Source organism: Streptomyces pallidus (ex Mingjun et al. 2026) (assembly GCF_051550185.1).
GTDB lineage: Bacteria > Actinomycetota > Actinomycetes > Streptomycetales > Streptomycetaceae > Streptomyces.
On the sequence record NZ_CP196181.1, the window covers coordinates 6,890,026 to 6,914,186 of the forward strand.

15 protein-coding genes are annotated in these 24,161 nt (G+C 74.7%); 10 read left to right on the forward strand and 5 right to left on the reverse strand.

What is annotated here, in order from left to right:
* Positions 1-226: 226 nt before the first annotated feature.
* Positions 227-2,023 (forward strand): S8 family peptidase, encoded by a 1,797-nt coding sequence (locus ACSHWO_RS30700; protein WP_361086231.1) that lies wholly within the window; start codon positions 227-229, stop codon positions 2,021-2,023.
* Positions 2,024-2,220: 197 nt separating this feature from the next.
* The gene (locus ACSHWO_RS30705; protein WP_438317004.1) at positions 2,221-4,992 is read left to right on the forward strand and encodes an AAA family ATPase; all 2,772 of its coding nucleotides are present in this window, start codon (positions 2,221-2,223) and stop codon (positions 4,990-4,992) included.
* Positions 4,993-5,001: 9 nt separating this feature from the next.
* On the opposite strand, the gene ACSHWO_RS30710 is transcribed toward ACSHWO_RS30705, so the two are convergent.
* The 3 genes from ACSHWO_RS30710 to ACSHWO_RS30720 form a co-directional block, all read right to left on the reverse strand.
* Positions 5,002-5,931, reverse strand: coding sequence for a glycoside hydrolase family 19 protein (locus ACSHWO_RS30710; RefSeq protein ID WP_438317007.1), 930 nt, complete (start codon positions 5,929-5,931; stop codon positions 5,002-5,004).
* Between the two features lie 546 nt (positions 5,932-6,477).
* Positions 6,478-7,422, reverse strand: coding sequence for a ketopantoate reductase family protein (locus tag ACSHWO_RS30715; protein ID WP_438317010.1), 945 nt, complete (start codon positions 7,420-7,422; stop codon positions 6,478-6,480).
* A gap of 146 nt (positions 7,423-7,568) precedes the next feature.
* A complete protein-coding gene (locus tag ACSHWO_RS30720) occupies positions 7,569-8,372 on the reverse strand; it encodes a caspase family protein (RefSeq protein ID WP_438317013.1) in 804 nt (267 codons plus the stop codon).
* A 301-nt stretch (positions 8,373-8,673) separates the two neighbouring features.
* Between ACSHWO_RS30720 and ACSHWO_RS30725 the strand changes: the two genes are divergently transcribed.
* The 4 genes from ACSHWO_RS30725 to ACSHWO_RS30740 all read left to right on the forward strand — a co-directional run bounded on the left by ACSHWO_RS30725 (position 8,674) and on the right by ACSHWO_RS30740 (position 16,152).
* Complete coding sequence (locus tag ACSHWO_RS30725) at positions 8,674-9,675, forward strand: hypothetical protein (RefSeq protein WP_438317016.1); 1,002 nt, start codon at positions 8,674-8,676, stop codon at positions 9,673-9,675.
* 83 nt (positions 9,676-9,758) lie between these two features.
* A complete protein-coding gene (locus ACSHWO_RS30730; RefSeq protein WP_438317019.1) occupies positions 9,759-13,913 on the forward strand; it encodes an AAA family ATPase in 4,155 nt (1,384 codons plus the stop codon).
* A 6-nt stretch (positions 13,914-13,919) separates the two neighbouring features.
* Positions 13,920-15,074 carry a trypsin-like peptidase domain-containing protein gene (locus tag ACSHWO_RS30735; RefSeq protein ID WP_438317022.1) on the forward strand — a complete coding sequence of 385 codons (1,155 nt, stop codon included), beginning with the start codon at positions 13,920-13,922 and terminating at the stop codon, positions 15,072-15,074.
* Position 15,075: 1 nt separating this feature from the next.
* Positions 15,076-16,152: a trypsin-like serine peptidase gene (locus tag ACSHWO_RS30740; RefSeq protein ID WP_361086255.1), complete on the forward strand. Its 1,077-nt coding sequence runs from the start codon at positions 15,076-15,078 to the stop codon at positions 16,150-16,152.
* Here the strand turns inward: ACSHWO_RS30740 and ACSHWO_RS30745 are convergent.
* Together ACSHWO_RS30745 and ACSHWO_RS30750 are read right to left on the reverse strand one after the other, a co-directional pair.
* The gene (locus ACSHWO_RS30745; protein ID WP_361086258.1) at positions 16,139-16,510 is read right to left on the reverse strand and encodes a hypothetical protein; all 372 of its coding nucleotides are present in this window, start codon (positions 16,508-16,510) and stop codon (positions 16,139-16,141) included. The two genes, ACSHWO_RS30740 and ACSHWO_RS30745, sit on opposite strands and share 14 nt — an antisense overlap.
* Positions 16,511-16,825: 315 nt before the next feature.
* A complete protein-coding gene (locus ACSHWO_RS30750; RefSeq protein WP_361086261.1) occupies positions 16,826-17,743 on the reverse strand; it encodes a MurR/RpiR family transcriptional regulator in 918 nt (305 codons plus the stop codon).
* A 220-nt stretch (positions 17,744-17,963) separates the two neighbouring features.
* Between ACSHWO_RS30750 and ACSHWO_RS30755 the strand changes: the two genes are divergently transcribed.
* The 4 genes from ACSHWO_RS30755 (at position 17,964) to ACSHWO_RS30770 (ending at position 24,112) form a co-directional block, all read left to right on the forward strand.
* Entirely contained in the window at positions 17,964-18,809 is an 846-nt protein-coding gene (locus ACSHWO_RS30755) for a PP2C family protein-serine/threonine phosphatase (RefSeq protein ID WP_361086264.1), read from the forward strand.
* 98 nt (positions 18,810-18,907) lie between these two features.
* Positions 18,908-19,867: an MASE1 domain-containing protein gene (locus ACSHWO_RS30760; RefSeq protein ID WP_361086266.1), complete on the forward strand. Its 960-nt coding sequence runs from the start codon at positions 18,908-18,910 to the stop codon at positions 19,865-19,867.
* 121 nt (positions 19,868-19,988) lie between these two features.
* Positions 19,989-21,413: an SWIM zinc finger family protein gene (locus tag ACSHWO_RS30765; protein WP_438317027.1), complete on the forward strand. Its 1,425-nt coding sequence runs from the start codon at positions 19,989-19,991 to the stop codon at positions 21,411-21,413.
* The gene (locus ACSHWO_RS30770; RefSeq protein ID WP_438317030.1) at positions 21,410-24,112 is read left to right on the forward strand and encodes a DUF6493 family protein; all 2,703 of its coding nucleotides are present in this window, start codon (positions 21,410-21,412) and stop codon (positions 24,110-24,112) included. Before ACSHWO_RS30765 ends, ACSHWO_RS30770 begins: the two co-directional genes overlap by 4 nt.
* Positions 24,113-24,161 lie beyond the last annotated feature (49 nt).

Consider the following 24,161-nt stretch of genomic DNA (forward strand, 5'->3'; position numbering starts at 1 on the left):
AAGCCGTGCGACAGGGTCGATCGCCCGCACCGCCGTTGCCCCCGCCCCGCCGACGCGGCCGGGGCAACGCGGCGAGCAGCGGTGGCCGGTGCGGAACTGACCAGCCCGCCCCGGCCCCGTAGTCGCCGACCCACCTCCCACACAGCCCGACCGGCCGCTCCGGCCTGCCCGGAAACGGCCCGCGAAAGGGAACACCGTGCACTCAACGCGACGCAGGCTGATATCCGTGGCGGCGATATCCGTCACCCTGCTGGCCGGCTCCGCCACCGCTTCCGTGGCCCTGCCCGGCGCGGGCCCCGCGCCGGCGCCCTCCGCCGCCGCGGCCCTCCCGGCCCCCGGCGCGCCCGCCGCCCCGGCCTCCGCGCCGGTCGAGAACCTGATCGTCGGCTACAAGTCGACCGCCTCCGAGGCCAGCTCCAACAAGGCCGCCGCGGACGACGCCGCCGCCAAGGGGAAGAAGGCCGGCAAGAAGGCCAGCTTCGACCGCCGCCTCGGCACCGGTGCCGCGCTCGTCAGCCTCGGCGGTGCCACCGCCCCGAAGGACGCGGCCGACCTGATGGCCCAGTTCCGCAACGACCCGGACGTCGCCTACGTCGAGCCGGACAGCCGCGCCTACGCGATGGCCCTGCCGAACGACACCGAGTACGCCAAGCAGTGGGACCTCTTCGAGCCCACCGCCGGCATGAACGTTCCTGCGGCCTGGGACAAGACCACCGGCTCCGGCGTCACCGTCGCCGTGATCGACACCGGCTACGTGGCGCACTCCGACGTCGCCCCGAACGTCGTCGCCGGCTACGACTTCATCAGCGACTCCACCGCCGCCCGCGACGGCAACGGCCGCGACAGCAACCCGGCCGACCAGGGCGACTGGAGCGCCGCCGGCGAGTGCGGCACCGGCTCCCGGGCCAGCGACTCCTCCTGGCACGGCACCCACGTCGCGGGCACCATCGCCGCGGCCACCAACAACTCCAAGGGTGTCGCGGGCATCGCGTACAACGCGAAGATCCAGCCCGTCCGCGTCCTCGGCAAGTGCGGCGGCACCACCTCGGACATCGTCGACGCCATCACCTGGGCCTCCGGCGGCACCGTCGCAGGCGTCCCGGCCAACGCCACCCCGGCCAAGGTCATCAACATGAGCCTCGGCGGCTCCGGCGCCTGCACCACCAGCTACCAGAACGCGATCAACGCGGCCGTCGCCCGCGGCACCACCGTCGTCGTGGCCGCCGGCAACAGCAACGCGGACGCGGCCGGCTTCTCGCCCGCCAGCTGCAACAACGTCATCACCGTGGCCGCCAGCAACCGCACGGGCGACCGCTCCTTCTACTCCAACTACGGAGCGAAGGTCGACGTCTCCGCCCCGGGCGGTGAGACCCGCCGCGCCACCGACACGCCCGGCACCATCACCACCCCCGAGAACGGCATCCTCTCCACGCTGAACGCGGGCACCACCACCCCCGGCGCCGAGAACTACAAGCCCTACCAGGGCACCAGCATGGCCGCCCCGCACATCGCGGGCCTCGCCGCGCTCGTGGTCTCCGCCAAGCCCTCGCTGACCCCGGCGCAGGTCGAGACGGCCATCAAGGCCAACGCCCGCCCGCTGGCCGGCACCTGCACCGGCGGCTGCGGCAGCGGCCTCGCGGACGCCGCCGCCACCGTCAACGCCGTGACCTCGACGCCGACCACCCCGGTCCTCGAGAACACCATCAACTACACGATCAGCGACAACGCGACCGTGGAGAGCCCGATCACCGTCAGCGGTGTCGCCGGCAACGCCCCGGCCACCCTCAAGGTGGGCGTCGACATCAAGCACAGCTACATCGGTGACCTGAAGGTCGACCTGGTCGCCCCCGACGGCTCCGTCTACACCCTGCACAACCGCGCCGGTGGCGGCACCGCCAACATCAACCAGCAGTACACCGTGAACGCCTCCTCCGAGGTCGCGAACGGCACCTGGAAGCTCCGGGTCAACGACAACGCCGCCGGCGACACCGGCTTCATCGACTCCTGGAACCTCGTGTTCTGAGAGACCGCCAGTCCGTACCGAGAAGTCCGGATCGTGTAACCCTGCGGAGCGGCTGAACCCCCGGGTCAGGTCGCTCCGCAGGGCTTTGCCGCTGCTCGATGAATTCTGCGTCACAATCCGTGTCGACACGGCACCCGACCTCGTATTCTCGCCTCTCACAGGAAAGCCACAGGGGAGCGAAAGGCGGGTGGCTGTGCGTGGTGGCGCCGACGGGGCGGGCCGACACGACGGTCGGACACGGTGAACTGGTCAAGGCGGTCGAACACGCCCTGACCGCGCACGGGCGCGCCCTGATCACCGGACCCGCCGGCGCGGGCAAGACCGAGCTGGCCGCCGCCGTCGCGGCCGCCGCCGAGGCCCGCCGCGAGACCGTGCTCACCCTCGCCCCCGAAGCCGCCGACCGGTGGATCCCCGAGGCCTCCGCCGCCGCCCTCCTCGCCTCCGTCCCGTGCGCCGCCCTGGAACGGCTCTCCGGACCCCAGCGCACCGCCATCGCCCTGCTGCGCCGCGAGGCGGACACCCCGCGCGCCGGCCGCGACCACGTCGCGCTCCGCCTCGCCGTCGTCGAGGTGCTGCGCACCCTCGCGGAACGCAGCCCCGTCCTCCTCGTCCTCGACAACGCGCAGTGGCTCGACCCGGAGACCGTCGACCTGCTCCGCTTCGCCCTGCGCCTGACCCCGCCCGGCGTCCGGGTCCTCGTCGCCGAGTGCGTCCAGGGCGGCACCCCGGTCGCCGAGCCCCTGAGCGGCCCCGGCACCCCCGCGGTGCGCATCCCCCCGCTCGGCGCCGACGAAGTGGCCGAACTCCTCGTCCGCCACGGCCTGCCCGCCCGCATCGCCGGCCGCGTCCACCAGGCCAGTGGCGGCAACCCCCGCCTCGCCCTCGCCCTCGGCCGCTCCCTCGCCGAAGCCGCCGGCAACCGCGACGGCGGCGCCCACCACGCCGACACCCTGCCCCTGTCCGGCCAGGCCCGTGAGGTCGCCCGCCGGCTCCTCGCCGAAGCACCAGCCGAGGCCCGCCGCACCCTGCTGCTCGCCGCCCTCGCCGCCCGCCCCACCACCGCCCTGCTGCGCCGCGCCGGCCGACCCGACGCCGAGGCCGAGCTCGCCGAGGCCGAACGGGCCGCGCTCGTCACCGTGGGGGAGGACGGCACGGTCGCCTTCACCGCCGGCGCCCTGCCCATGGCCCTCGCCGCCGACGCCGGCTGGCCCGAGCGCGCCGCCGGGCACGCCGCGCTCGCCGCCGCCGTCGACGACCCCGTCCAGGCCGTACGCCACCGGGCGCTCGCCGTGGACGCCCCCGACGAGTGGCTCGCCGCCGAGATCACCCGGGCCGCGGCCGTATGCCGGCGACGCGGCCAGCGCGCCCTCGCCGCCGAGCTCGGCCTGCTCGCCGCCGAGCGGACCCCCGCCGACCGGCCCGGGGACGAACTGGCCCGCCTCGTCGCCGCCGCCGAGGACGCCGGCTGGGCGGGCCGCGCCGACCTCGCCCGTCGCGCCACCCGCGCCGTGCTCGCCCGGGACGCCTCCCCCTCCGACCGGGTCCGCTCCCGGCTGGCCGTCATCGACGCCGCCGGCCAGGCACTGGGCACCCTCGACGAGACCTTCGCCCACGCCATGGACGAGGCCGAGGGCGACCCCGCCCTGCAGGCCGCCGTCCAACTCCGGGTCGCCTGGAAGCACAACCTCAGCGACGGCGACCCCGTCCGCTCCCGCGACGCCGCCGCCGAGGCCGGCCGGCTCGCCGCCCTGGGCGGCGACACCACGGCCGAGGCCATGGCCCTCACCGTCCGGGCCCGCATGGGCCGCATCCTCGGCGACCCGGACGCCGAGGACATCCTGGCCGAAGCCCTCGCCCTGCCGGCGCCCGAGGTGCCCCTCGGCATGCGCAACGCGCCGCAGTACCTGGCCGTCCGGCACGCCCTGTTCGACGACCGGCTCGACGACGCCCGCCGCCAGCTGCTCGTCCTGCTGCCCGCCGTCCAACGGACGGGCTCCGCCGAGGACGTCTTCGAGGTGCTGCGCAGCCTCACCGAGGTCGAACAGCGCCGCGGCCGCTGCCGGGTCGCCTCCGCGCACGCCCGCCGCGCCCTGGAGCTCACCATCGAGGCGGGCCTCTCACCCGGCCCCGCCTGGTACGTGGCCGCGATGGCCGAGGCCCTGGGCGGCAGTTTCGCCCGCGCGGCCGGATACGCCCGCCGCGGCATCCAGGCCTCGGAGGAGGAGCACGACCAGGTGTTCCTGTCGCGCAGCCTGTACGCGCTCGGCCTGGTCGAGCTCGCGACGGGAGAGGCCGCGAAGGCCGTCGCCACCCTGCGCCGGGTCGCCGAACTCGAAGCCGCCCAGCAGGTCGTCGACCCGTCCGTCCTGCGCTGGCACGGCGAACTGGCCGAGGCCCTCGTCGCCGCCGACGCGCCCGACGCGGCCGCGGAGCTGATCGACGAGGTCCGGGCGGTCGCCGCCGCCCTCGACCGCGCCCCGGTGCTCGCCGCCCTCGACCGGGCCCGCGGGCTCGTCCTGTCCGCGCACGGCGACGCCGCCGCGGCGGTGGAACTGCTCCGGGACACCGCCGCGCGCTTCGAGGGCCTCGGGCTGCCCGTGGAGCACGGCCGTACGCTGCTCGCCCTCGCCCGGGTGGAGCGCCGTCGCCGTCGCCGAGCCCCCGCGCGCACCGCCCTCCGTACGGCCGCCGAGGTGTTCGCGCGGGCCGGGGCGAAGCCGTGGGCGGAGCTGGCCGGCGAGGGGCGGGAGCCGGTGCCCGCCGAGGCGGGCCCGGCCGTGGCGCTGGCCGCGCTGACCGGGGCGGAGGCCCGGCTGGCGCTGCTGGTGGCCGAGGGGGCCAGCAACCAGGAGGCGGCCGCCAAGCTGTTCGTCAGCGTCAAGACCGTCGAGGCCCGGCTGACCCGGATCTACCAGAAGCTGGAGGTGCGCTCCCGGGCCCAGCTGGCCACCGCCCTGCGGATCCGCTGAGTCCGGCCGTCAGCAGGCAAGGTGCTCGCCCGGGGTGACGCCCAGCAGTGCGGTGAAGCTCCGGTAGGCGTTCACCCGGCTCTGGACCTGGGCGGGGTTGCCGCCGTTGCATTCCAGGGCCCCGTTGATGGAGCGGATCGTCTCGCCGAAGCCGGCGCCGTTCACCATCGCCGCGTGGGCGGTCATCGTGCCGGGGCCGTTCTGGGTGTTCCAGTACCACAGCGCCGTCTTCATGGCGACGGCCGGATCCTGCTCCACCAGGTACGGGTTGGCGAGCAGGTTGATGCCGAGGGCGTCGCCGGCGGCCTTGTAGTTGAAGTTCCAGCTCAGCTGGATGGGCCCGCGTCCGTAGTAGGCGGCCTGTCCGGCCGGGCAGCCGTACGGCCGGCCCGCGTCGCAGTAGTGGGGGTAGTTGGCGGTGTTCTGCTCGACGATGTGGACGAGGCCGCCCGTCTCGTGCGAGACGTTGGCGAGGAAGGCGGCCGCCTCGCGCTTGCGGGTGGTGTCGTCGCCCGTACCGGCGAAGGCCGGGTACGCGGACAGCGCCGCCACCAACCCGCCGTACGTGTAGAAGGGGTTCCGGTTCGGGAACATCTGCTGGAACTGGCCCTCGGAGACCACGAATCCGGACGGGTTCCCCGGGTCGGTGCCGCCGCCGGTGCCGCAGGTACCGAGGTCGGACCAGACGCCCCACTCGCCGGTGGTGCCCGGGGTCTCGCCCTGGGTCCACCACCTGGCCCGCCAGTTGTGGCCGGCGTGGGAGGCGTTCGTGCCTCCGGTGTAGACGGTCGAGGAGGACCACGGAGCGGCGCAGGCCGCGGCGGTCGCGGCGGCGGGGGAGGCGCTGGCGGGGGAGGCGGGGAGGGCGGCCGCGAGGCCGAGGGCGGCGGCGGCTGCCGAGGCCAGGGCGAGGGTGCGGCGGCGAAGGCGACGTATCACGCAACTGCTCCTTGAGTGGGGGGAACTGCCGGTGGGGCGGCACGTGCCGTCACTCAAGCGAAATGGTCTGAACCTGTCAAGGTCTAGACCAGAAGCTTTGCCGGGCTGCGGACAGGGCCCGTACGCGGGGATGGCGTACGGGCCCTGTCGTGGTGCGTTGCCTCGCAGTGCGGCGCGGTTGCGGTGCGGGGTGTCCGCGGTCGCGCCGCGGGGATCAGCTGCCGGCGGAGAGGTTGCCGGAGAGGACCGGGATGTTGTCCAGGATGTGCGAGAGGGTCTCGTCAGCCATGAGCTTCTTGAGCATGGGGAGGATCCTTCTGTCGCACTGTCACATGGTGGGTGCCCCCGGCGGGACGAGCTGATCAACTGTCGACCGGCCCGGGATCATCCCTTGTCACCCGAGTGGCCGAGCGCACGGCCTGCGCGGACCTGCGGGTCCGCCCCGCCGCTCCCGACAGCACGAAGTCCCGGACCCCCGCGGGGGCCCGGGACTGCGCGGGTGCACTTCGCTTGACCGCCCTGTTCAACGACGGGCCGGACGGAAGGTCACCCGCCGGGCTCCTGACGTGCCGGCCGGGCCGCCCGGTGCTGGTGCACCCGCAGGTTCAGCGTGGCCAGGTCCAGCAGCGGGGTGGGCACGCCCAGGGCCCGTGCGCGGGCCACCAGGTCGCCGAGGACGTGCTCGACCTCGGTGGGTCGGCCGGCGAGCACGTCCCGGTACATGGAGGGGGTGAGCCGCGACCCGGGCGTGGTCACCGTCCGCGCGGTGAAGTCGAGTTCGGCGGCCGGTACGGGGTACCCGGCGGCCGCCGACACGGCCGCGGCCTCGGCGAGCAGGTCCCGGGCCAGCTCGGGGCCGCCGGGGACGGCGGTGAACTCGCCGACGGAGCCGCGCATCAGACAGGTGGAGGCGCCGAGGGTGGTGATGAAGACCCACTTGTGCCACATGGCGGCGGTGATGTCGGGGGTGTCGGGGCTGTCGACGCCCGCCCCGGTCAGCAGGGCGCGTACGGCCTCCACGCGGCCCGAGGGCGCGCCGTCGAGCTCGCCGGTCAGGATCGCGTTCGGCGGCGCCAGGCGGACGACGTCACCGTGCTCGCCGAGGGTGGTGACCACCTTGGCGACGCCGCCGAGGACCGCCCTGCGGCCGAAGAGCTCCCCGAGCCGGTCGAGGTGGGCCATGCCGTTGAGCAGGGGCAGGATCGTGGTCCGCCGGCCGACCGCCGGGGCGAGGTCCTTGGCCGCGCGGTCGAGGGCCGTGGACTTCACCGACAGCAGGACGAGGTCGTACGTCTGCGCCAGCTCGTCGGCGGTCACCAACCGCGGTTCCAGGGCCGTCTCCTCGCCGAGCCCGGTCACCCGCAGCCCGCGGGCGCGCAGGGCCGCGGCCCGCGGGGGCCGCACGAGGAAGGTGACGTCGTGTCCGGCCCGGTCGAGCTGGGCGCCGAACCAGCCGCCCACGGCGCCGGCGCCGACGGTGAGGATTCTCATGCGGGGAGCCTTTCGTCAGGGGCGGCGGCGTCAGGAGCCGGTGCGGTTGGCGCCGGACCGCGTCCGCGGGCAGGGTAGTGCCGACGCGCCCCGCCCGGAGCGCCGGTGCTCCTCGCCCCCGCGGGGGCGGCGCCCGTACGGTCGGCTCAGACGGTGAAGGGCTTCTGCGCGAGGAAATCGGCCCCCGGGCTGCCCGTCGTGTGGAAGTTGGGCACCTGCGAGCGCGGCAGCCGTTCCTTGATGCTGCGGTGGAAGTCCTGGTAGGCCCCGTTGAAGGCGCCCTCGTCCCACACGCGCAGCAGGGCCGCGGTGAACGCACCGTTCGCGCTGCCGTCCATGGCGACCTGGTCGTCCTGGCAGGCGGAGATCAGCACGCTGCCGTGTGCCGCCCCGTCGCCCTCCTTCCGCAACTCGCGCTGGAGGTTCTGGTAGAACTCCTTGTTCTGCTCGAACACCTGCTGCTGGCGCAGTACGGGCATGACCCGGGGCGCCGCCCCGCCGTTCCCGTCGCCGGCTCCCGGGACCTCCGTGGCGGTGCCGCTGTGGCAGCAGTCGAGCAGGGAGAAGATGCGGACCCCGGGGGAGAAGCGGCGGAACTCGCGCTTCAGCTCGTCGTCGAGGAACTCGCGGTCGTAGAACACCAGGGTCTCGTCGAGCTCGTCCGGTTCGTCGCCCTCGGTGTCGGGCATCTGGCCGCCGTGCCCGGAGTAGGTGAACAGCAGGATGTCGCCGTCCTGGAGCTTGCGGGCGGCCTTGCGCAGCTCGGTGGTGATGTTCCCGACGGTGCCCTGCTCGGTGAGCAGCACCGTGTCCTGGAAGCCGGCCGCGCGGGCCAGCTCCGCCATGTCGCGGGCGTCGTTCTCGCACGCCGTGAGCTGTCCGTCCCAGCCGTTGTACTTGGCGGGGTCGACCTGGTTGAGTCCGACGTGGATGGACAGACCGGTGGCCATGAGCTCCTCCTCGGGGCGGGGATGGGGATTCCTCGGGGATGCGTTCCGCGGCAGGACGGCGGCCGAACCCCGCGGCCCGCAGCGACGCCCGATCGGGGGCCGACCCGGGCGGGCGGCCCCCGGGCGGCCGAATGCGTGACCCGCCGGAGCCGCGACCGCGCCCGATGGCATCGGGGCCTGCCGCCATGCGGGTCGACCGGCGGGTTGTCAAGCGGAGCAACGGCCGGACCGACTGGCGGCCTGCCGTTGACCGGCCAATACTGGCGGTGACCGGCATCCGTGCTGCGGCGCGGGAGGCGCAATGGAACCCCGGATCGTCTACGTCCACGGCAACGGGAACAAACCGCGCGAAGACCTGCTCAAGTCCCAGTGGGACAGGGCGCTCTTCGGCGTCGACATGGGCAGTGCCTCGCGCATGGCCTACTGGGCGTCGCTGCTCCACCCGCACCCGTTGCCCGACGGGCAGGCCGACCCCCTGGATGGCGGCGCCGTACCCGTCGAGGAGACCCGGGGGCCTGCGGCCCGGGCCGTGGAGCCGACCGAGGAGTTCGTGACGCGGACCCTCGCCGAGGCGCGCGCCGGCACCGCGGTGCGCGCCGGCGGTACCGAAGCGGGCGCAGCGGACACCGGAGCCGGGGCAGGGACGGCTGCCGGGGCAGGGGCCGCGGCGGGCGCGGACGAGCCGCTGGCCGGCTGGCTGCGGGACATGGGCTACCTCGCCGAGGCGCTCGCCGAGGACGGCGGCCCGCCCGTCGGCGCCGCGGGCGGGCCGGAGGCGTTCCCGCTGCCCGCGTCCGCCCGCACCCGGCTGTTCCGGCTGCTGGTCGAGCACACCTTCAAGGACGTCCACGCCTACTTCTTCGGCGGCGTCGGACCGGCCATCCGCGACGTGGTCCGGCAGGCCCTCGACCAGGCGCGCCAGGGCGCCGGAGCCGGCGCCCCGCTGGTCGTCGTCGGGCACAGCCTCGGCAGCATCGCCGCGTACGAGGTCCTCGCCGAGGAACCGCGCCGCGTCGACCTGTTCGTGACCATCGGCTCGCCGCTCGCGATCACCGAGGTCCAGGACGTGCTGGCCGGGCCGCCCGCGGTCCCCGACGGGCTCGCCCTGTGGCGCAACGCCTCGGACCTGCGGGACCTGGTGGCGCTGGACCACACGCTGCGCCCCGAGTACGCCCCGGTCCACCTCGTCTCGGACCACCTGGTCCTCAACACCAGCGGCAACCACCACGGAGCCCGCGAGTACCTCGCGACCGGTCCGGTCCGGGAGCCCGTCCGTGCGCTGTTCGGCGGCCTTGCCACGTAACAGACGGGGTGAAACCATGACAGGTACCACCAGAACCAGTCGATCTGTCCGCTGCCCCCTGCGGGCAGCCCGGTAGGTGCGGTATGCCGCTCAGGGACACGGATTGGACCCTGGTCACCGACTGGGTGCGGGACCACCTCCTCGATACCACGGACCCCCACAACCGGCTGACGGGGTGCGGGTTCTCCGAGAAGTTCGTCGGCTCCCTGGAACTGACCCCGGTGGCCCAGGTGAACGCGGAGAACCTCGTCCGCGCCTCGCGGGCGACCATCGATTCGCAGGTCTTCCTGCTGACGGTCCTGCTCACTCGCGCCGAAATGGTCCCCCTCCCGGCCGTCGAGAAGGCCGAGGAGTTCCTGGCGAGGCTGGAGGAGGACCGGCGGGTCCACGTCTCGGACCAGGACCCCTTCCTCGCCGTCCTGCTCAGGAGCGGCGCCGAGGTGTTCGTCGACCGCGAGGACCTGCGCGAACGGCTGAGGGAGTTCCTCGCCGACCCCGACATGACCGTGCTGGCCGTCGACGGGGAGCCCGACAGCGGCCGCTCGTACACGTACAACCTCATCCGGTACCTCGGCCAGCACTGCGGGTTCCGCCCCGTGCGGATCACCCTGTCGCAGACGTCGACCGCCGAGCAGGTGATCCGGCGGCTCGCCGGGTTCGTCATGGACCGCCGGTATCCCCTACCGCCGTTGAACACGCCACAGTTGAACGATCCACAGTCCTGGATGGAGGAAGCGGTCCACGAGGTCGTCGCCCGGGCCACGGTGGTGCCGGAGCGGCTGTGGTTCGTCCTCGACGACTGCGACCGGCTCGACGCCAACTCCGACGTCTGGGACTGCATCGGCCGGTTGGCCCAGGCCATCTTCGACTCCGCCCCCGGGCCCGACGAAACCGTTCCCCGTGTCGTGCTGCTCGGCTACGGGCCGACGATGCCCCAGCTGCCGTACGACGTCCGCAAGAACGTGTGCCAGGACACGGCGCGCACCGCCGGTCCCAGCGAGGTCGAGGCGTTCTTCCGGCAGTTCTACACGGACCCGCCCGTATCGGACGACGAGGGGGAGCTCGACGCCCTGGTGCAGTTGTCCGTCGCGGCGGTACTCGACGCCGCGAAGGCGCCCGGGGAGAACAGCTACATGCGCCGACTGTGCGAGGCGGTCGAGACCACCGTCCGCACCCACCGCTCCCTCAGGCCCGGCGAGGACTTCGCCGCCCTGCTGCACCAACGGCTGCTCTCCGGGCCGGGCCCGCAGCAGCCGGCGCCCGTGACGGACGTCAGGCGCGCCTACCGGGAGGCCGCCTGCCTGCTCACCGGCTTCGACCCGGCGAAGCTGCGGCTGCCGGGCGAGGAGGCGTCGACCGGCGGGGCGGGCCTGGCGCTCGTCCAGGACTGCACGGTCCTGGCCCCGCACCCCGCCCCCCGTTGGGCCCTGAAGGAAGAGGTCCGCGAGACGGCGCTGCGGGGGCTGGCCGGCCCCGAGGCCGCCCGCCGCGCCCTGGAGGCCAACCTGGACCAGGTCCCCGAGGGGCCCGGACCGGAACGGACCGCCCTCGCCCTCCTGTCGGGCGACCCGTCGGCGCGGCCGTCGCCGGACACCGGGGACGCGGTGGCCACCGGGCACGGTGTGGCCACCGAGGACGGTGTGGCCACCGGGGACGCAGAGGACGCCGAGGTGCTCGCCGACACCCTCCAGGCCGCCGTGTGGCTGTCGCTGGTCCCGGGCGCGACCGGCGTCCCGGACCCCGCGCAGGTGCAGCTGCGGCTGGAACGGGCCCGCCTGCTCCAGCCGCTCCGGTACCTCGTGCAGAACCCGTTCTGCGGCCGGGCCGCCGAGCTGGAGGAACTGCGGGCGTACGCACTCGACGACACGGGCGGCCCCGTCGAGCAGCCCCCGCTGCTGATCCACGGGCTCGCCGGCATCGGCAAGAGCACCCTGCTCGCCACGTTCCTCCTGGACATCCGCGACGACGTCCCGGGCGGTTTCCCCTTCGCCTACATCGACTTCGAACGGCCCACCCTCTCGGTCCACGAGCCGGCGTCCCTGATCGCGGAGGCGGCCCGGCAGCTGGGCATCCAGTACCCCGACCACCGCGCCGCGTTCGACGCCCTGGCCGGAGAGTGCGAGGAGACGGCCCGCACCCAGCGGGAGGAGCAGAACACCGTCGACGAGCTGAACCAGCTGTCCACCACCCGCTCGGGGGCCGGGCGCGCCTCGGCCGAGCGGTTCAACACCCTGGCGAGGGAACGCGAGACCGCCCTGATCCGCAGGGGCGCCGAGCTCGTCCGGCAGGCCGTCGGCGCCCCGGCCGGCGCCCCCGGCCCGCCCCTGGTGATCGCCGTCGACTCCTTCGAGGCGGCCCAGTACCGGGCGAACCCGGTCCTCGGCCGGCTGTGGGCCATGTGGGCGGCCCTGCAGCAGGCGTACCCGCGGCTGCGCTGGATCGTGGCGGGCCGAGCCTCCGTCAACCACCCGGCGCGCGCCGCCGAACCGCGCGTCATCGCCCTCGGCGAGCTCGAACCGGAGGCCGCGGTGGAACTGCTGACGTCCTGCGGCATCGCGGACCCGGCGATGGCCCGCGCGCTGGCCGAGCGGGTCGGCGGGCACCCGCTCAGCCTCAAACTGGCGGCGCACGCGGCCGTCGCCGAGCAGCAGTCCGGCTCCCTGGGCGACCTGATGCACAGCCTGGACGCCCTGGAGGGCATGCCCGCCGCGCGCCGGGGCTTCTACCGCAACGTCGACCGGACGATCGTCCAGGGCGCCCTGTACGGACGCATCCTGAACCGCATCCCCAAGCCGGACGTGCGCGCCCTCGCGCAGGCGGGCCTGGCCCTGCGGACGATCACCCCGGAGCTGATCCGGGAGGTCCTCGCCGAGCCCTGCGGGCTGCCGGTGGACTCCGCCGCGGAGGCACGCCGCCTGTACGGCGGGCTGGCCCGGCTCGACCTGATGGAGCCGGCCGGCGTCGGCGCCCTGCGGCACCGCGCCGACCTGCGCACCATCATGCTGCGGCAGACGGACACCGCCCGCACCGACCTCATGCGCAGGGTCGGGCAGCGCGCCGTGGCGTACTACGCGGCCCGCGAGGGGCCGGCGGCGCGCGCCGAGGAGATCTACCACCGGCTGCGCCTGGGCGAGGACCCGCGTGCCGTGGAAGAGCGGTGGGAGGACGGCGTCGAACGCCACCTCGACGATGCGGTCGAGGACATGGCGCCGCGCTCGGCCGCGTTCCTGAGCCGGCACCTCGGCGGCCACACCCCCGAGGGGGTGCTGCAGGGTGCGGACCGGGAGGACTGGGAGGGGATCACCGCCCAGGAGGTCGAGGACCTGCTCACGCAGGGCCTGACCGAGCAGGCCGCGGCCAGGCTCGCGGAGCACCGCCCCTGGACCCCGGGCAGCCGCCTGTACCCGCTCCTCGTCACCACCCTGGAGCGCAGCGGGCGGCTCAAGGAGGCGAGGGCCGTCGCCGAGGACGCGGCCGACCTCGCGGAGGAGGCCCGTGACGCCGACGCCCAGCTCGAACTGCTGCAGGCCTCCGGGCGTCTCGCCGAGGAGGACGGGGACCTGCAGGAGGCCGAACACGACTACGCCGAGGCGGAGGCCATCGCGGCCGCACTCGGCAAGGAGTTCGACGCGATGAGCGCCATGTGCGACAGGGCCAGGGTCGCCCCTTCCCCGGGGCGCACCGCCGAGATCGAGGACGGTCTGGTGCTGCGGTTGCAGGAACCGACCGACAGGGCGCTGGCCGGCCGGCCAGCCGTGGTCCGGACGGTCGCCGCCAGGGTGGGCGGGCGGCACCCGGCGGCTCTGGACCGGGTCCTGCGGGTCGTGGGCCTGCCGGACGCTGACGGCGTCGTGGACGTTCTCGCGGAGAGGATCGACGCGGTGGTGTCCCGGCACCCCGAGTTGAGCCCGGCGGTGAGCGAGATCCTCCGCGACGCCGCCGACCCCGAGGGCGCCGCGCACCTGAGCACGGCCGGGTGCCTGCGCGAGGCCCGCGCGCGCGGCTCCTTCGACGAGGTCGCCCGGCGCCTGCTGGTGCTGCGGGACCCCGGCGGTGGGCTCGCCCGCGCGGTGGCGGCCGCGATGGCCGCCGGCACCCCCGGCGAGGACGGCGGTTCCGGGGACGGTGGTTCCGGGGAGGACGGCGACTCCGGTCCGACGGCCCCCGTGCCCGTGACCCCCGGTCCGCCCGACACCCCGCCGACCTCAGCGGAAAGGAACGGCCCCCGAGCGGCCTGAGCCGGTATGAGCGACGCCTACCTCACCTCGGACGAGGTCTTCAAGCTGTCAGAGGCCGCCCTGGAAGCGGGTTTGGCCGATCCGGCGGTGCGGCCCCTGCTCTTCAGCGGCATCATGCCGCGGTACCGGGCGGTGCTGCCGATGCTGGCGGCCCCCGCCATGCAGGTGCAGTCGGACCTGGACCAGATGAACCAGGTGGAGCGGTTGGTGGACGGCACGGTCCCCCTGGAGGCATGGCTGCGCAACGCCGTCGCCCAGACCGTCCAGGCGGGCCCCCGGGCCGTGTTCCAGCGCGCCCTCGACGAGGTGGTGCGCGACTCGTCGGGTGAACCCGACGTGCCGGCGCCATCGCAGGCCGCGGAGACCAAGGAGGAGGTCGTCTCCACGGACGACACCCTGCCCTACGAGTTCCTCCCGGGCGGTGTCCTCGCGGCCCTCTCGGTGGCCCGCATCAAGGTGTCCCCGTTCCAGGGCGGCGCCCCGCTCCAGCCGAACGGCTACCCGCACTCGGGAACGGGCTGGCTGATCGCCCCCGGCCTGCTGGTCACCAACCACCACGTGGTGACCGCCCGGACCCGCACGGCCGCCGGCCAGGCCCCCGTGGATCCGGCGGACCTGGAACTCCAGGCCAGGAACTCCCGGTCCCGCTTCGACTACGGCGCCGACGAGACGGAGACCGAGGAGGTGGCCGCGAAAGCCCTGCTCGCCTCGGACGCGGGCCTGGACTACGCGGTCCTGCGGCTCGCCGGCGAGACGGAGCGGCCCGTCCTGCGGGTGGCCACCGAGCCGCTGACGGTCGTACCGGGGGAACCCGTCGCGGTCAACATCATCCAGCACCCCGGAGGCCAGCCGAAGCGGATCGCCCTGCGCAACAACCTGGTCTTCGAGACGAACGACGAGGACGTCCGCTACTTCACCGACACCCGCGGCGGCTCCTCCGGCTCCCCGGTCCTCACCGACGACTGGAAGGTCGTCGCGCTGCACCGCGGCGCCCGGCGCGTCGACGACGTCGTCTACCAGGGCAAGAGCACGGCGTTCGTCAACGTCGGAACCCAGATGAGCAGCGTCCTGCGCCACCTGGCGGAGCACAGCCCGGCGGTCCACGCCGAGATCGCGGCGGCGCAGGCGGCACTCGGCGGGCAGAGCGGAACGGAGGTGTGAGATGAGCGGACGGTCACCGGTGGCGACCGGTGCGGAGCAGGTCTTCGGGGACCTGCGCGCGGTGGCCGAGCGGGTCCGCCAGGGCCTGGCGGCGGCGCGGGAGGCGGAGGCGGAGGTCCTGGAGTCCGCCGAGGACGTGCCCGCGGAGCGGGCGCCGGCCGCGGAGATCGGCTGCTTCGCCCTGCGGGAGCGGGCGAGGGTGCTGGAGGCCGGTGCCCGCGGGCTGGAGAAGCTCGCCGCGGGCCGCGCCGACGAGATCGACGAGGACGAGTACTTCGGCGTGGAGGCGATCGTCCTCCTCGAAGGCCGGCCCGCCATCCTCGTCCAGGGGCAGGACTTTCCGTCGCAGCCGGGCGACTGGGCGGTGCTCGACGGCCACCGGGACGGCATCCGCAACTCGATCGCCCGGGTGGGCCGGGTGGACGTCGCCGGGCACCCGCGCCTGGAGTGGGTGGGCACCGCCTTCCTCGTCGGCCCCGACGTGGTGATGACCAACCGCCACGTGGCCGACGAGTTCGCCCGCGAGGACGGCGCCGCGTGGTCCTTCCGCCCGGGGATGGCCGCCCGCCTCGACCTGGCCGAGGAACTCGCCGCCGTACCGGGGGACGCCTCGATGGAGTTCGAGGTCACCGAGGTCATCGGGATCCACCCCGACGTGGACCTCGCACTGCTGCGCGTGGACACCGACGGCGACGACCGGGCGCCGGCCACCCCGCTGGCGGTGGCCGCCGATCCGCCCGCCGACATCCCCGGCCGGCCGGTGTACGTCGTGGGCTACCCGGCGGAGGACAGCCGGCGCAACGAGCCGGAGGCCATGCGCCGGATCTTCATGGACGTGTACAACGTCAAACGGCTCCAGCCCGGCACCACGACCAAACTGGTCCGCGAGCGGCTGACGGTGAACCACGACTGCTCCACCCTCGGCGGGAACAGCGGCTCCCCGGTCTTCGACCTGGCCGACCACCGCGTCCTCGGCCTGCACTACGGCGGCCGCTACGGCTTCGGCAACTGGGCGGTCCCGCTGTGGGAGATGGTGGACGACCCGCTGCTGACCCGCGCGCAGGTCAACTGGGTGTGACGCGCAGGGCGTCGCCGACCAGCCGGACGGCCCGGGACAGCCGACCCAGCTGCTGGAGCTCGACGGCGTACATCCGGATGGAGCTCTCGATGTGGATCTCGGGCACGCCCATCGAGGGCAGCTCGGCGCGGCTGGTCTCCAGGGCGACCCGGACGGCGCGCATCTCGTGCTGCAACTGGAGCTGCGCGTGCCGGGAGAGCAGGACGGGGCTGCGGGTGAGCGTCGAGTAGGCGCCGTAGCGGGCCGGGAGCAGGTCCCGCAGCCAGCGCATGGCCGTTCGTTCCCAGTCGTGCGTCCCGGGAGCCTTGACCTGGCACGGCCAGTCCGGGCTGAGAGCGGGGGAGAGCGTCTGGCGCATACGTCGCTTCCGAAGGGGTGTGGAGCTGATCGAGACGTAGTGGGCGGCGGCCCCGGCCCAGGGGTTGACCGGGGGCCGCCACAAGCGCTCTGGTGGATCCGCTGCCGGGATCGGGACCCGAGCGGGGCGTGAGGAGGAGTCGTCCCGCCCGGGTATCCGTTCCGGGAGAGCGTTAGGGGTCGCTCTCCTTGGCGCGTCTGACGGATCCGGCGCGCTGCTCAGTAAACATATATACCGTCGAGTAAACAAGAGAATGAAAAATTACATACGACTCGACGGCATGAAAATGAACGACCAAAACGGGCGAAATCCGCCCTAAAGGAAGAAGCCGTGTTGGTCGGCCACCTGTTCGTAACCTTCCAGACGCGCCTGCGTCCGCTCCGGGTCCGCGTCTGCCATCGCCTGGAGCAGTGCCGCGGACAGCACACCGGGCGCCGCGTACGAGTCGAACACCAGCCGCGCCCCGGTACCGGCCGTCAGCGCCACGTCCGCCTCGTCGACCAGCGGCCCCAGTGCGGTGTCCGTGATCAGCGCGATCTTCAGCCCGGCGGTCCGGGCCGCCCGCAGCGCCGACAGCGTCTCCTTCGCGTGCCGCGGCATCGCGAACGCCAGCGCCCAGGTCCCGCCGGCCTCCCGGGACTGCAGCAGGGCGTCGTACGCCACGCTGCCGCCCCGCGTGACCAGCCGGACGTCGGGGTGGATGCGGCGCGCCGCGTACGCGAAGTACTCCGCCAGCGACACGGAGATCCTCAGGCCGAGCACCGTCAGCGGCACCGAGCGGGCCAGCTCGCGGCCGACGTCCAGCAGCTGGTTGGTGTCGGCGAGGAGCCGCCGCACGTTCTCCAGGTTCTCGATCTCGGCGTCCACGGCCGCCTGAAGCTCGTTGCGGCGGTACTGCTCACGGCTCTCCGGCGAGCCCGCGACCGCGCTCAGCGCCATCGGTTGCAGGACGTCGCGCAGGGCCGGGTAGCCGCTGAACCCGAGGGCGGTGGCGAAACGCGTCACCGACGGCTGGCTCACCCCCACCCGCTCCGCCAGCTCCGTGATCGACAGGAACGCGGCCTCGGTCAGGTGGTCGATGAGGTACTGGGCGATGCGCCGCTGGCCCGGCGAGAGGCGGTGGCCGTCGAACAGCCCGCGGACCCGGTCGCCCGGAGCCCGTTCCTGGTCGGGCGACTGCCCGCTCGGCGTGATCGCAGCTGCCTGTGCGCGTGCCTGCTGCCCCGATGACACCGGTGGGCCTCCCTCTCATGTCACTCTTTCTCCAACATAGCTCACGCCCTGTGGTCGGCCGACCGGCCGCGGACGCCCGTTCCGACCGGTGAGACGCGACCGCTGTCGCGGCCCGCCGACCTCTGGAAATATGATGAGCGCGGCACGGGGCTTCGGCGCAGCACGCCGCGAGGGCCGAGAGCAGGGACGAGCGACGCATGGATGCACCCGGGAGCAGACCGTGAACCCGCGTCGCGCGCCGCGCCGCACCCCGAGGACCCAGAGCGCCGACGACCTGCTGAGCACCCTCGGCCGGCTCGCCGCCCGGGCCCGCGCCGGCGCCGAGCACCAGCAGCCCCGCGTGGAACTCGCGGAGGCGCTCCAGCGCGAGATGCTGCCCGCCGCCCTCCCCGCCCTGCCCGGGCTGCGCACCGCCGCCCGCTACTCGCCCGCCCGCCACGGCCTGGACATCGGCGGTGACTGGTACGACGGCTTCGGGCTGCCCGAGGGCGCCCTCGCCTTCTCCATCGGCGACGTCCAGGGCCACGACGTGGAGGCCGCCGCCTTCATGGGCCAGGTGCGCATCGGCCTGCGCGCCGTCGCCGCCGTCGTCGACGACCCCGGCGAGGTGCTCGCCCGGACCAACGACGTGCTCCTGTCGATGGGGCGCGAGCTGTTCGCCACCTGCACCCTGCTCCGCTTCGACCCCGAGACGTGGGAGCTGCACAGCGCCCGGGCCGGCCACGTACCCGCCCTGTGGGCCACGGACGACGGCGCGTACGGGATGGTCGAGGACGAGGGCGGCCTGCCGCTCGGCATGCTGCCCGGCGCCGGGTACGCCGTCACCCGCCGCAAGCTGGACCGGGCGGGATCCATCGTCCTGGTCACCGACGGCGTCGTCGAAGGCCCCGCCTTCCCCATCGACGTGGGCCTCGAACGGGTGCTCGGGGTCGTCCGCGAGGGCGCGGGCGCGGACCCCGGCGAACTCGCCGCCGAGGTGATGAAGGTGGCCGACTCCACCGGCCACGCCGACGACGCGGCGGTCCTCGTCATCAGCCACAACGCAGGAGGACCCGCACCGCGCTAGTGCCGTCCCGGGCGTCGCGGGGCGGCGAACCCTTCCGGTCCCGGCGCCAGGGCGTGTCACGCCCCGTGGGGCGGCGGCGCCTGTTGTCTGATGCTGTGATGCCCACCGTGGAACGGCGACGGCTGCCCGGCCTGCTCGCCGACACCCTCCGGATCCTCGCCGTCGCGGTCGCCTACTGGGGCACCGGGCAGCTCGGCCTCCTGCTCAGCGTGACCGTCGGGGGTGCGACGGTCACCCCGCTGTGGCCGCCCACCGGCATCGCCGTCGCCGCGCTGCTCTGGCTGGGGCTGCGGGTATGGCCGGGGATCACGCTCGGCGCGTACCTGTCCATCGAGAGCATCAGCGACTTCGACGCCGTCGACACCGGCATCCTCGTGGGCAACACCCTCGCGCCCGTGTGCGCCTACCTGTTGCTCCGCCGGGCCGGATTCCGCCTGGAGATCGACCGACTGCGGGACGGGCTCGCCCTGGTCTTCCTCGGCGGCCTGCTGCCCATGCTGGTCAGCGCGAGCATCGGCACGAGCATGCTCGTCGTCACCGGTGACCTGCCCCGGGGCGACTTCTGGTCCGTGTGGTCGGCGTGGTGGGCCGGCGACGCGATGGGCGTCCTCCTCGTGACCCCGGTGCTGCTGGTCCTGCCGCAGCTGTCGATGCCCGCGGACCCCTACCGCTCGGGCGAGGCCGTGCTGTTGCTGGCGGCCTGCGGGGCCGCCACCACCGTCGCCGCCTACAGCAACCTCTCCATGCTCTTCCTCGTCTTCCCCGTGCTGATCTGGGCGTCCGTACGTTTCCAGCACGCGGGGGGAGCGCCCTGCGCCCTGCTGGTGTCCGTCGTCGCCATCCACGCGGCGACCGACCAGCGCGGCCCGTTCGCCGACCACACCCTCTTCGAGATCATGGTCAACCTCCAGGCCCTCAACGGCTCCGCGGCGCTGACCGTGCTGCTGCTGTCCGCCCTGGTCGCCGAGCAGAACAACATCCGCCTGAGGATCGAGCAGGTCTGCGAGGAACTCGCCGAGGTCGTCGAACGGCTCACGCCCCGCCGCCCCAAGGACTGACCAGGAAGCAGGGACCAGGGAGCAGGGACCAGGAGGCGGGGGCAGGACCCGCGCGCGGTCCTCGGCACGACGGTCCGTCGGGCCGCCGCCGTTGTCAGTGCCGGGACCTAGCTTTGCGTGCATGAGCCGATCCACGCAGGCCCTCGCCTACGCACGCCCCTCCGCCCTCACCTCCGACCGGGGAGGGCGGCTCCTCGGACTGGAGACCTCCGGAGGGCTGACCCCGGTCGGCCCCGAGGCCCACCCGCAGTTCTTCGCCGGGTTCCTGAGCTCCCCCCAGGCCGCCGCCCGCGGACTGCTCGCCGTGGCCGACGTCGCCGCCGCCCGCTACTACCAGCGCACCCTGCGGGCCTCCCTGGATCCGGTCGTCACCGCGAACGGCGACCGGTTGCGGTTCGAGTCGTTCTCCGGCTGCTGCGGGGTGTACGCCCGGCTGGACGTGCTCCCCGAGGGCCTCGACGGCGCGGACACCGGCCACGGCACCACCAACGTCGACGTCAACAACCCGCTGCGCGACGCCCTCTCGCGGATGGCCGGCGTCGATCCGCTGCACCTGCGCGTCGGCCCCGACGAGCTGGCCGTCACCACCCTGGACGGGCCGCTTCTGGAGAAGAAGGTCCCGCTGCCCGACCGCTGGCTGCGCGGTTTCGCCGAATCCCAGGTGCTGTCCGCCGGGTTCGACCTGCGCGCCGAGCTGTCCGCTGCCGAGGCCGTACGGTTCCTGCGCAGCCTCCCGCGCAGCGCCGCGGGGGCCACCGGCGGTGCCCCGCGCGGACCCCTGTGGGTCGTTCCCGTCGGCGCCACGCTGCGGCCCACCACCCGGCCGGTCCCCGGAGCCGTCTGCCTGCCCGGCCCGGAGCGGCTCGCCGCCTTCCAGCGGGTCCTGCGGTACGCGACCGGGCTGCGCGTGTACGGGCCCGCGGCCCACGGCGGCGCGTCCACCGCCGCCGCCTGGGAGATCGCCCTGCCCGGCATGCGCCTGACCCTCACCCTCTCCCCGGAGCCCGCCCGCGGCTTCTCCGGCGAGGGCGGCGTCCTGGAGGCGCTCGCCACCGACGAGGCGGCCGCCGATGCCGAGCTCGTCTCCGTCCTGCTCGCCTGGGAACCCCGCATCGACACCGCCGACCTCGCCGAACAGTGCGGACTGAGCACCGTGCGGGTCCGGGCCGCCCTCGCCCGTCTCGGCACCGCGGGCCGGGTCGGGTACGACGTCGCCGAAGCCGCCTACTTCCACCGCGAGCTGCCGTACGACGCCCGCCGCGCCGAACGCCACAACCCGCGGCTGGTCGCCGCCCGGGCGCTGCTCGCCGAGGGGTCGGTCCTGCTGCACGCCGACGCCACCGCCACGGTCCTCTCCGGGCAGCGCCGCTACCAGGTCCGCGAGGCCGCCACCGGAGTGCTCAGCTGCACCTGCCAGTGGTGGGCGGACTACCGCGGCCGCCGCGGCCCGTGCAAGCACGCCCTGGCCGTCCGCATGGCCCGGCGCGCCACCACCTCCGTCACCACCCCCGCCACCCCCGTTCCGGCTGCCGGAGAGACCCGATGAACACCGACACCCTCCGCAGCGCCGTCCTCGACGCCGTGCACGCGGGCCGCACCGACCGCCTTCCCGGCCTGATCAAGCACCTGTCGCCCGCCGACCGCCGCGCCCTCGTCCCCGAACTCACCGCACTGCGCCGCGAGATCCGCGGCTGGGACTGGAGCCGCCGGGCCGACAGCGAGCGGATACGCCCCGCCCTGCTCCTCGCCGGCGCCGGCTGCCACACCGGCGCGGCGGCCGCGGCCTCCTGGATCGCCGCCCGAGAGCTGCGCGACGCCGGCGGCTCCGGGAACGCGGCACTGCTCAAGGTCCTCGCCGACCGCGACCCGGCCTGGCTCGGGGACCTCGCCCACCGCCTCGCCGCCCGCGCCGCCACCGTCGAGGGCCAGTACCGCCTGATCCGGGAGCTCCTGCTGCGGGCGCCCGACGACTGCCCGCCGCCCACCGGCGACCCGTTCGTGCACGCCTGGGTCCGCCACATGTCCTACGGCGGCCACACGGGCTCCGCCCGCACGCTCCGCCTCGCGCTGCGCGAGGAGCCGTACGTACGCGAGCTGGTGCCCCGGCTGTTCGAGACCGCCGAGACCCCCGAGGCCCTCGGCTGGTACAGCGCCCCCGGGGTCCCCGGCCGCTGGCCCGCGGAGCTCGCCGCGCTCGCCGCCCGGGGCACCGTCGAACGGCGGACCCTGCTCGACGGCTGCCTCGCCCGCCTCCTGCGCGGCGGCCGCCCCGCCGGGCTCGCCTTCTTCACCGACCTGCTGGCCGTCCTCGAACCCACCGAGGACGAGCAGGAGGAGCGGACCGCGGACTGGATCGCCCTGGCCGCCGACGCGCACTCCCCGCTCGCCGGCCACGCCCAACAGGTCCTCGCCGGTCTCTCCGAAGCGGGCCGGCTGCCCGCCGAGCGGCTCGCCGAGATGTCGGCCGCCGTCCTCTTCCGCCCGGAGAAGAAACTCGTCCGCGCCCAGCTGGTGCTCCTCGGCAAGGCGCTGCGGCGCCAGCGGGACGACCGCTCCGTCCTGCTGCCCGCCGTCGCCGCCGCCTTCGGCCACGCCGACACCGGCCTGCAGGAGCGCGCCCTGAAGCTCGTCGCCGCCCATCTGCGCCCGGAGGACGACGACCTGCGCACCGAACTCGCCTTCCAGGCCGAGCTGCTCAGCCCCGCCCACCGGCGCACGGCCGCCGAACTGCTCGGCGCCGTCGCCGAAGCCGCCGTCCCGGCGACTCCGTACACGGAGACCCTCCCGCCGGCACCGGCACGCCGCCGCCAGGCCCCTGCGGCACCCCTCTCGCTCGCCGAGACCGTCGAACTGGTCGCGGCCCTGGTCAAGTCCCGGCAGCCGACCACAGAGGAGTTCGAGACGGCCGCCGACGCCCTCGTCCGCCACGCCCACCGCGACCGCGCGGAACTCGCCACGGCCCTGCGCCCCGCGCTCGCCGACCGGCCGTGGATCGGCGACGGCGGGTACCACGCGGACCCCGGATGGCTCCGGGGCCTGGAGCTGGTCGCCGCGACCGTGCTGGGACACGTGCGGGCCCACGACCTGCGCGCGGGCCGGGGCCTGCGCGACGACCGGTCGGGGCAGGACTGCGCCCACACCGCCATGGGCGAGGTGACCACGGCCCGGCTGTACGAGGCGGCCGGCCGGATCCTGACGGACCCGCTGCCGTTCCTGCTCGCCACGCCGACCTGGGACACGGGATCCTTGGACCCCTCCGACCTCGTCGAACGCCTTGCCGAGTACGGGCGCCTGGGCGTCGCCCCGGCTCCGGTCGACTTCGGGCAGGCGCTGCTGCGGGTACGGCGCGACGACCCGGAGGCCGCCCCGGCGGCGGCCGCGCTCGGCACGCCCGAGGGTGAGCGCCTCGCGGCCTGGCTGACCGGGGCGGGCGAGCCGCCGCGCACGGTCCGCCGCGTCGCGGAGCCCGGCTCGGGGAGGCACAGCTGGTGGGCCGGACGGACGCGGGACACGGTGCGGCGGATCGTCGTCGACGTCGCGGAACGGCCGGTGCTGGCGGAGTTCCCGCCGGCGTTCCACCGGCTCGGCCGCGCCTTCTCCGGCTCCGCCGGGCGCTGCTACCACTGGGACGGCTGGGAACTCGCCCAGTTGTCGGTCCTGCCCGAGGACCGCGAGACGCAGGCGGTCCTGCTGCTGCCCGAGCTGACCGCGTGCGCCGCCGTCGAGGAGCGCGGTGCGGGGCAGCGGCTGTCCCGGCTGGCCGAACTGGGCGGGCCCGCGGGCCCCGTGCTGCACCTGGCGGTGGCCGCCGGGCTCGGCGCCCGGCACGCCGAGGACCGGCTGGCGGCCGCGGACGCGCTGTTGGTGCTCGCCGCGCGGCAGGAGCTCGACACCGGACTGCTCGGGCGGGACCTCGCCGAACTGCTCGCCCTGGGCACGGTCAAGCCCAACCGGCTCGCCGACGCGGTGCGGACGGCCGCCGGCACGGGGGCGTACGCGACCATCTGGGCGGTGCTCACCGGGGCGCTGCCGGCCCTGCTGGCGGACGGCGGCGTGCGGGGCGCGGGGGAGGTGCTGGCCGTGGCCGCGGAGTGCGTCGAGGCCTGCGGCGCGGCAGGTCCGGAGCCCGCGGGGCTGGCGGAGACCGCCGGGCGGCGCGGGTCGAGCCAACTGGTCGCGCAGGCCCGGCGGCTGAGTACGGCGCTGGCGGCGGCCGGTACGGCCGCCACGGCCGCCTGCGCCTGACGCCGCGCCCGGTGCGCGCGTCCGCCCGGCAGCGAGCGGTCGCTGCCGG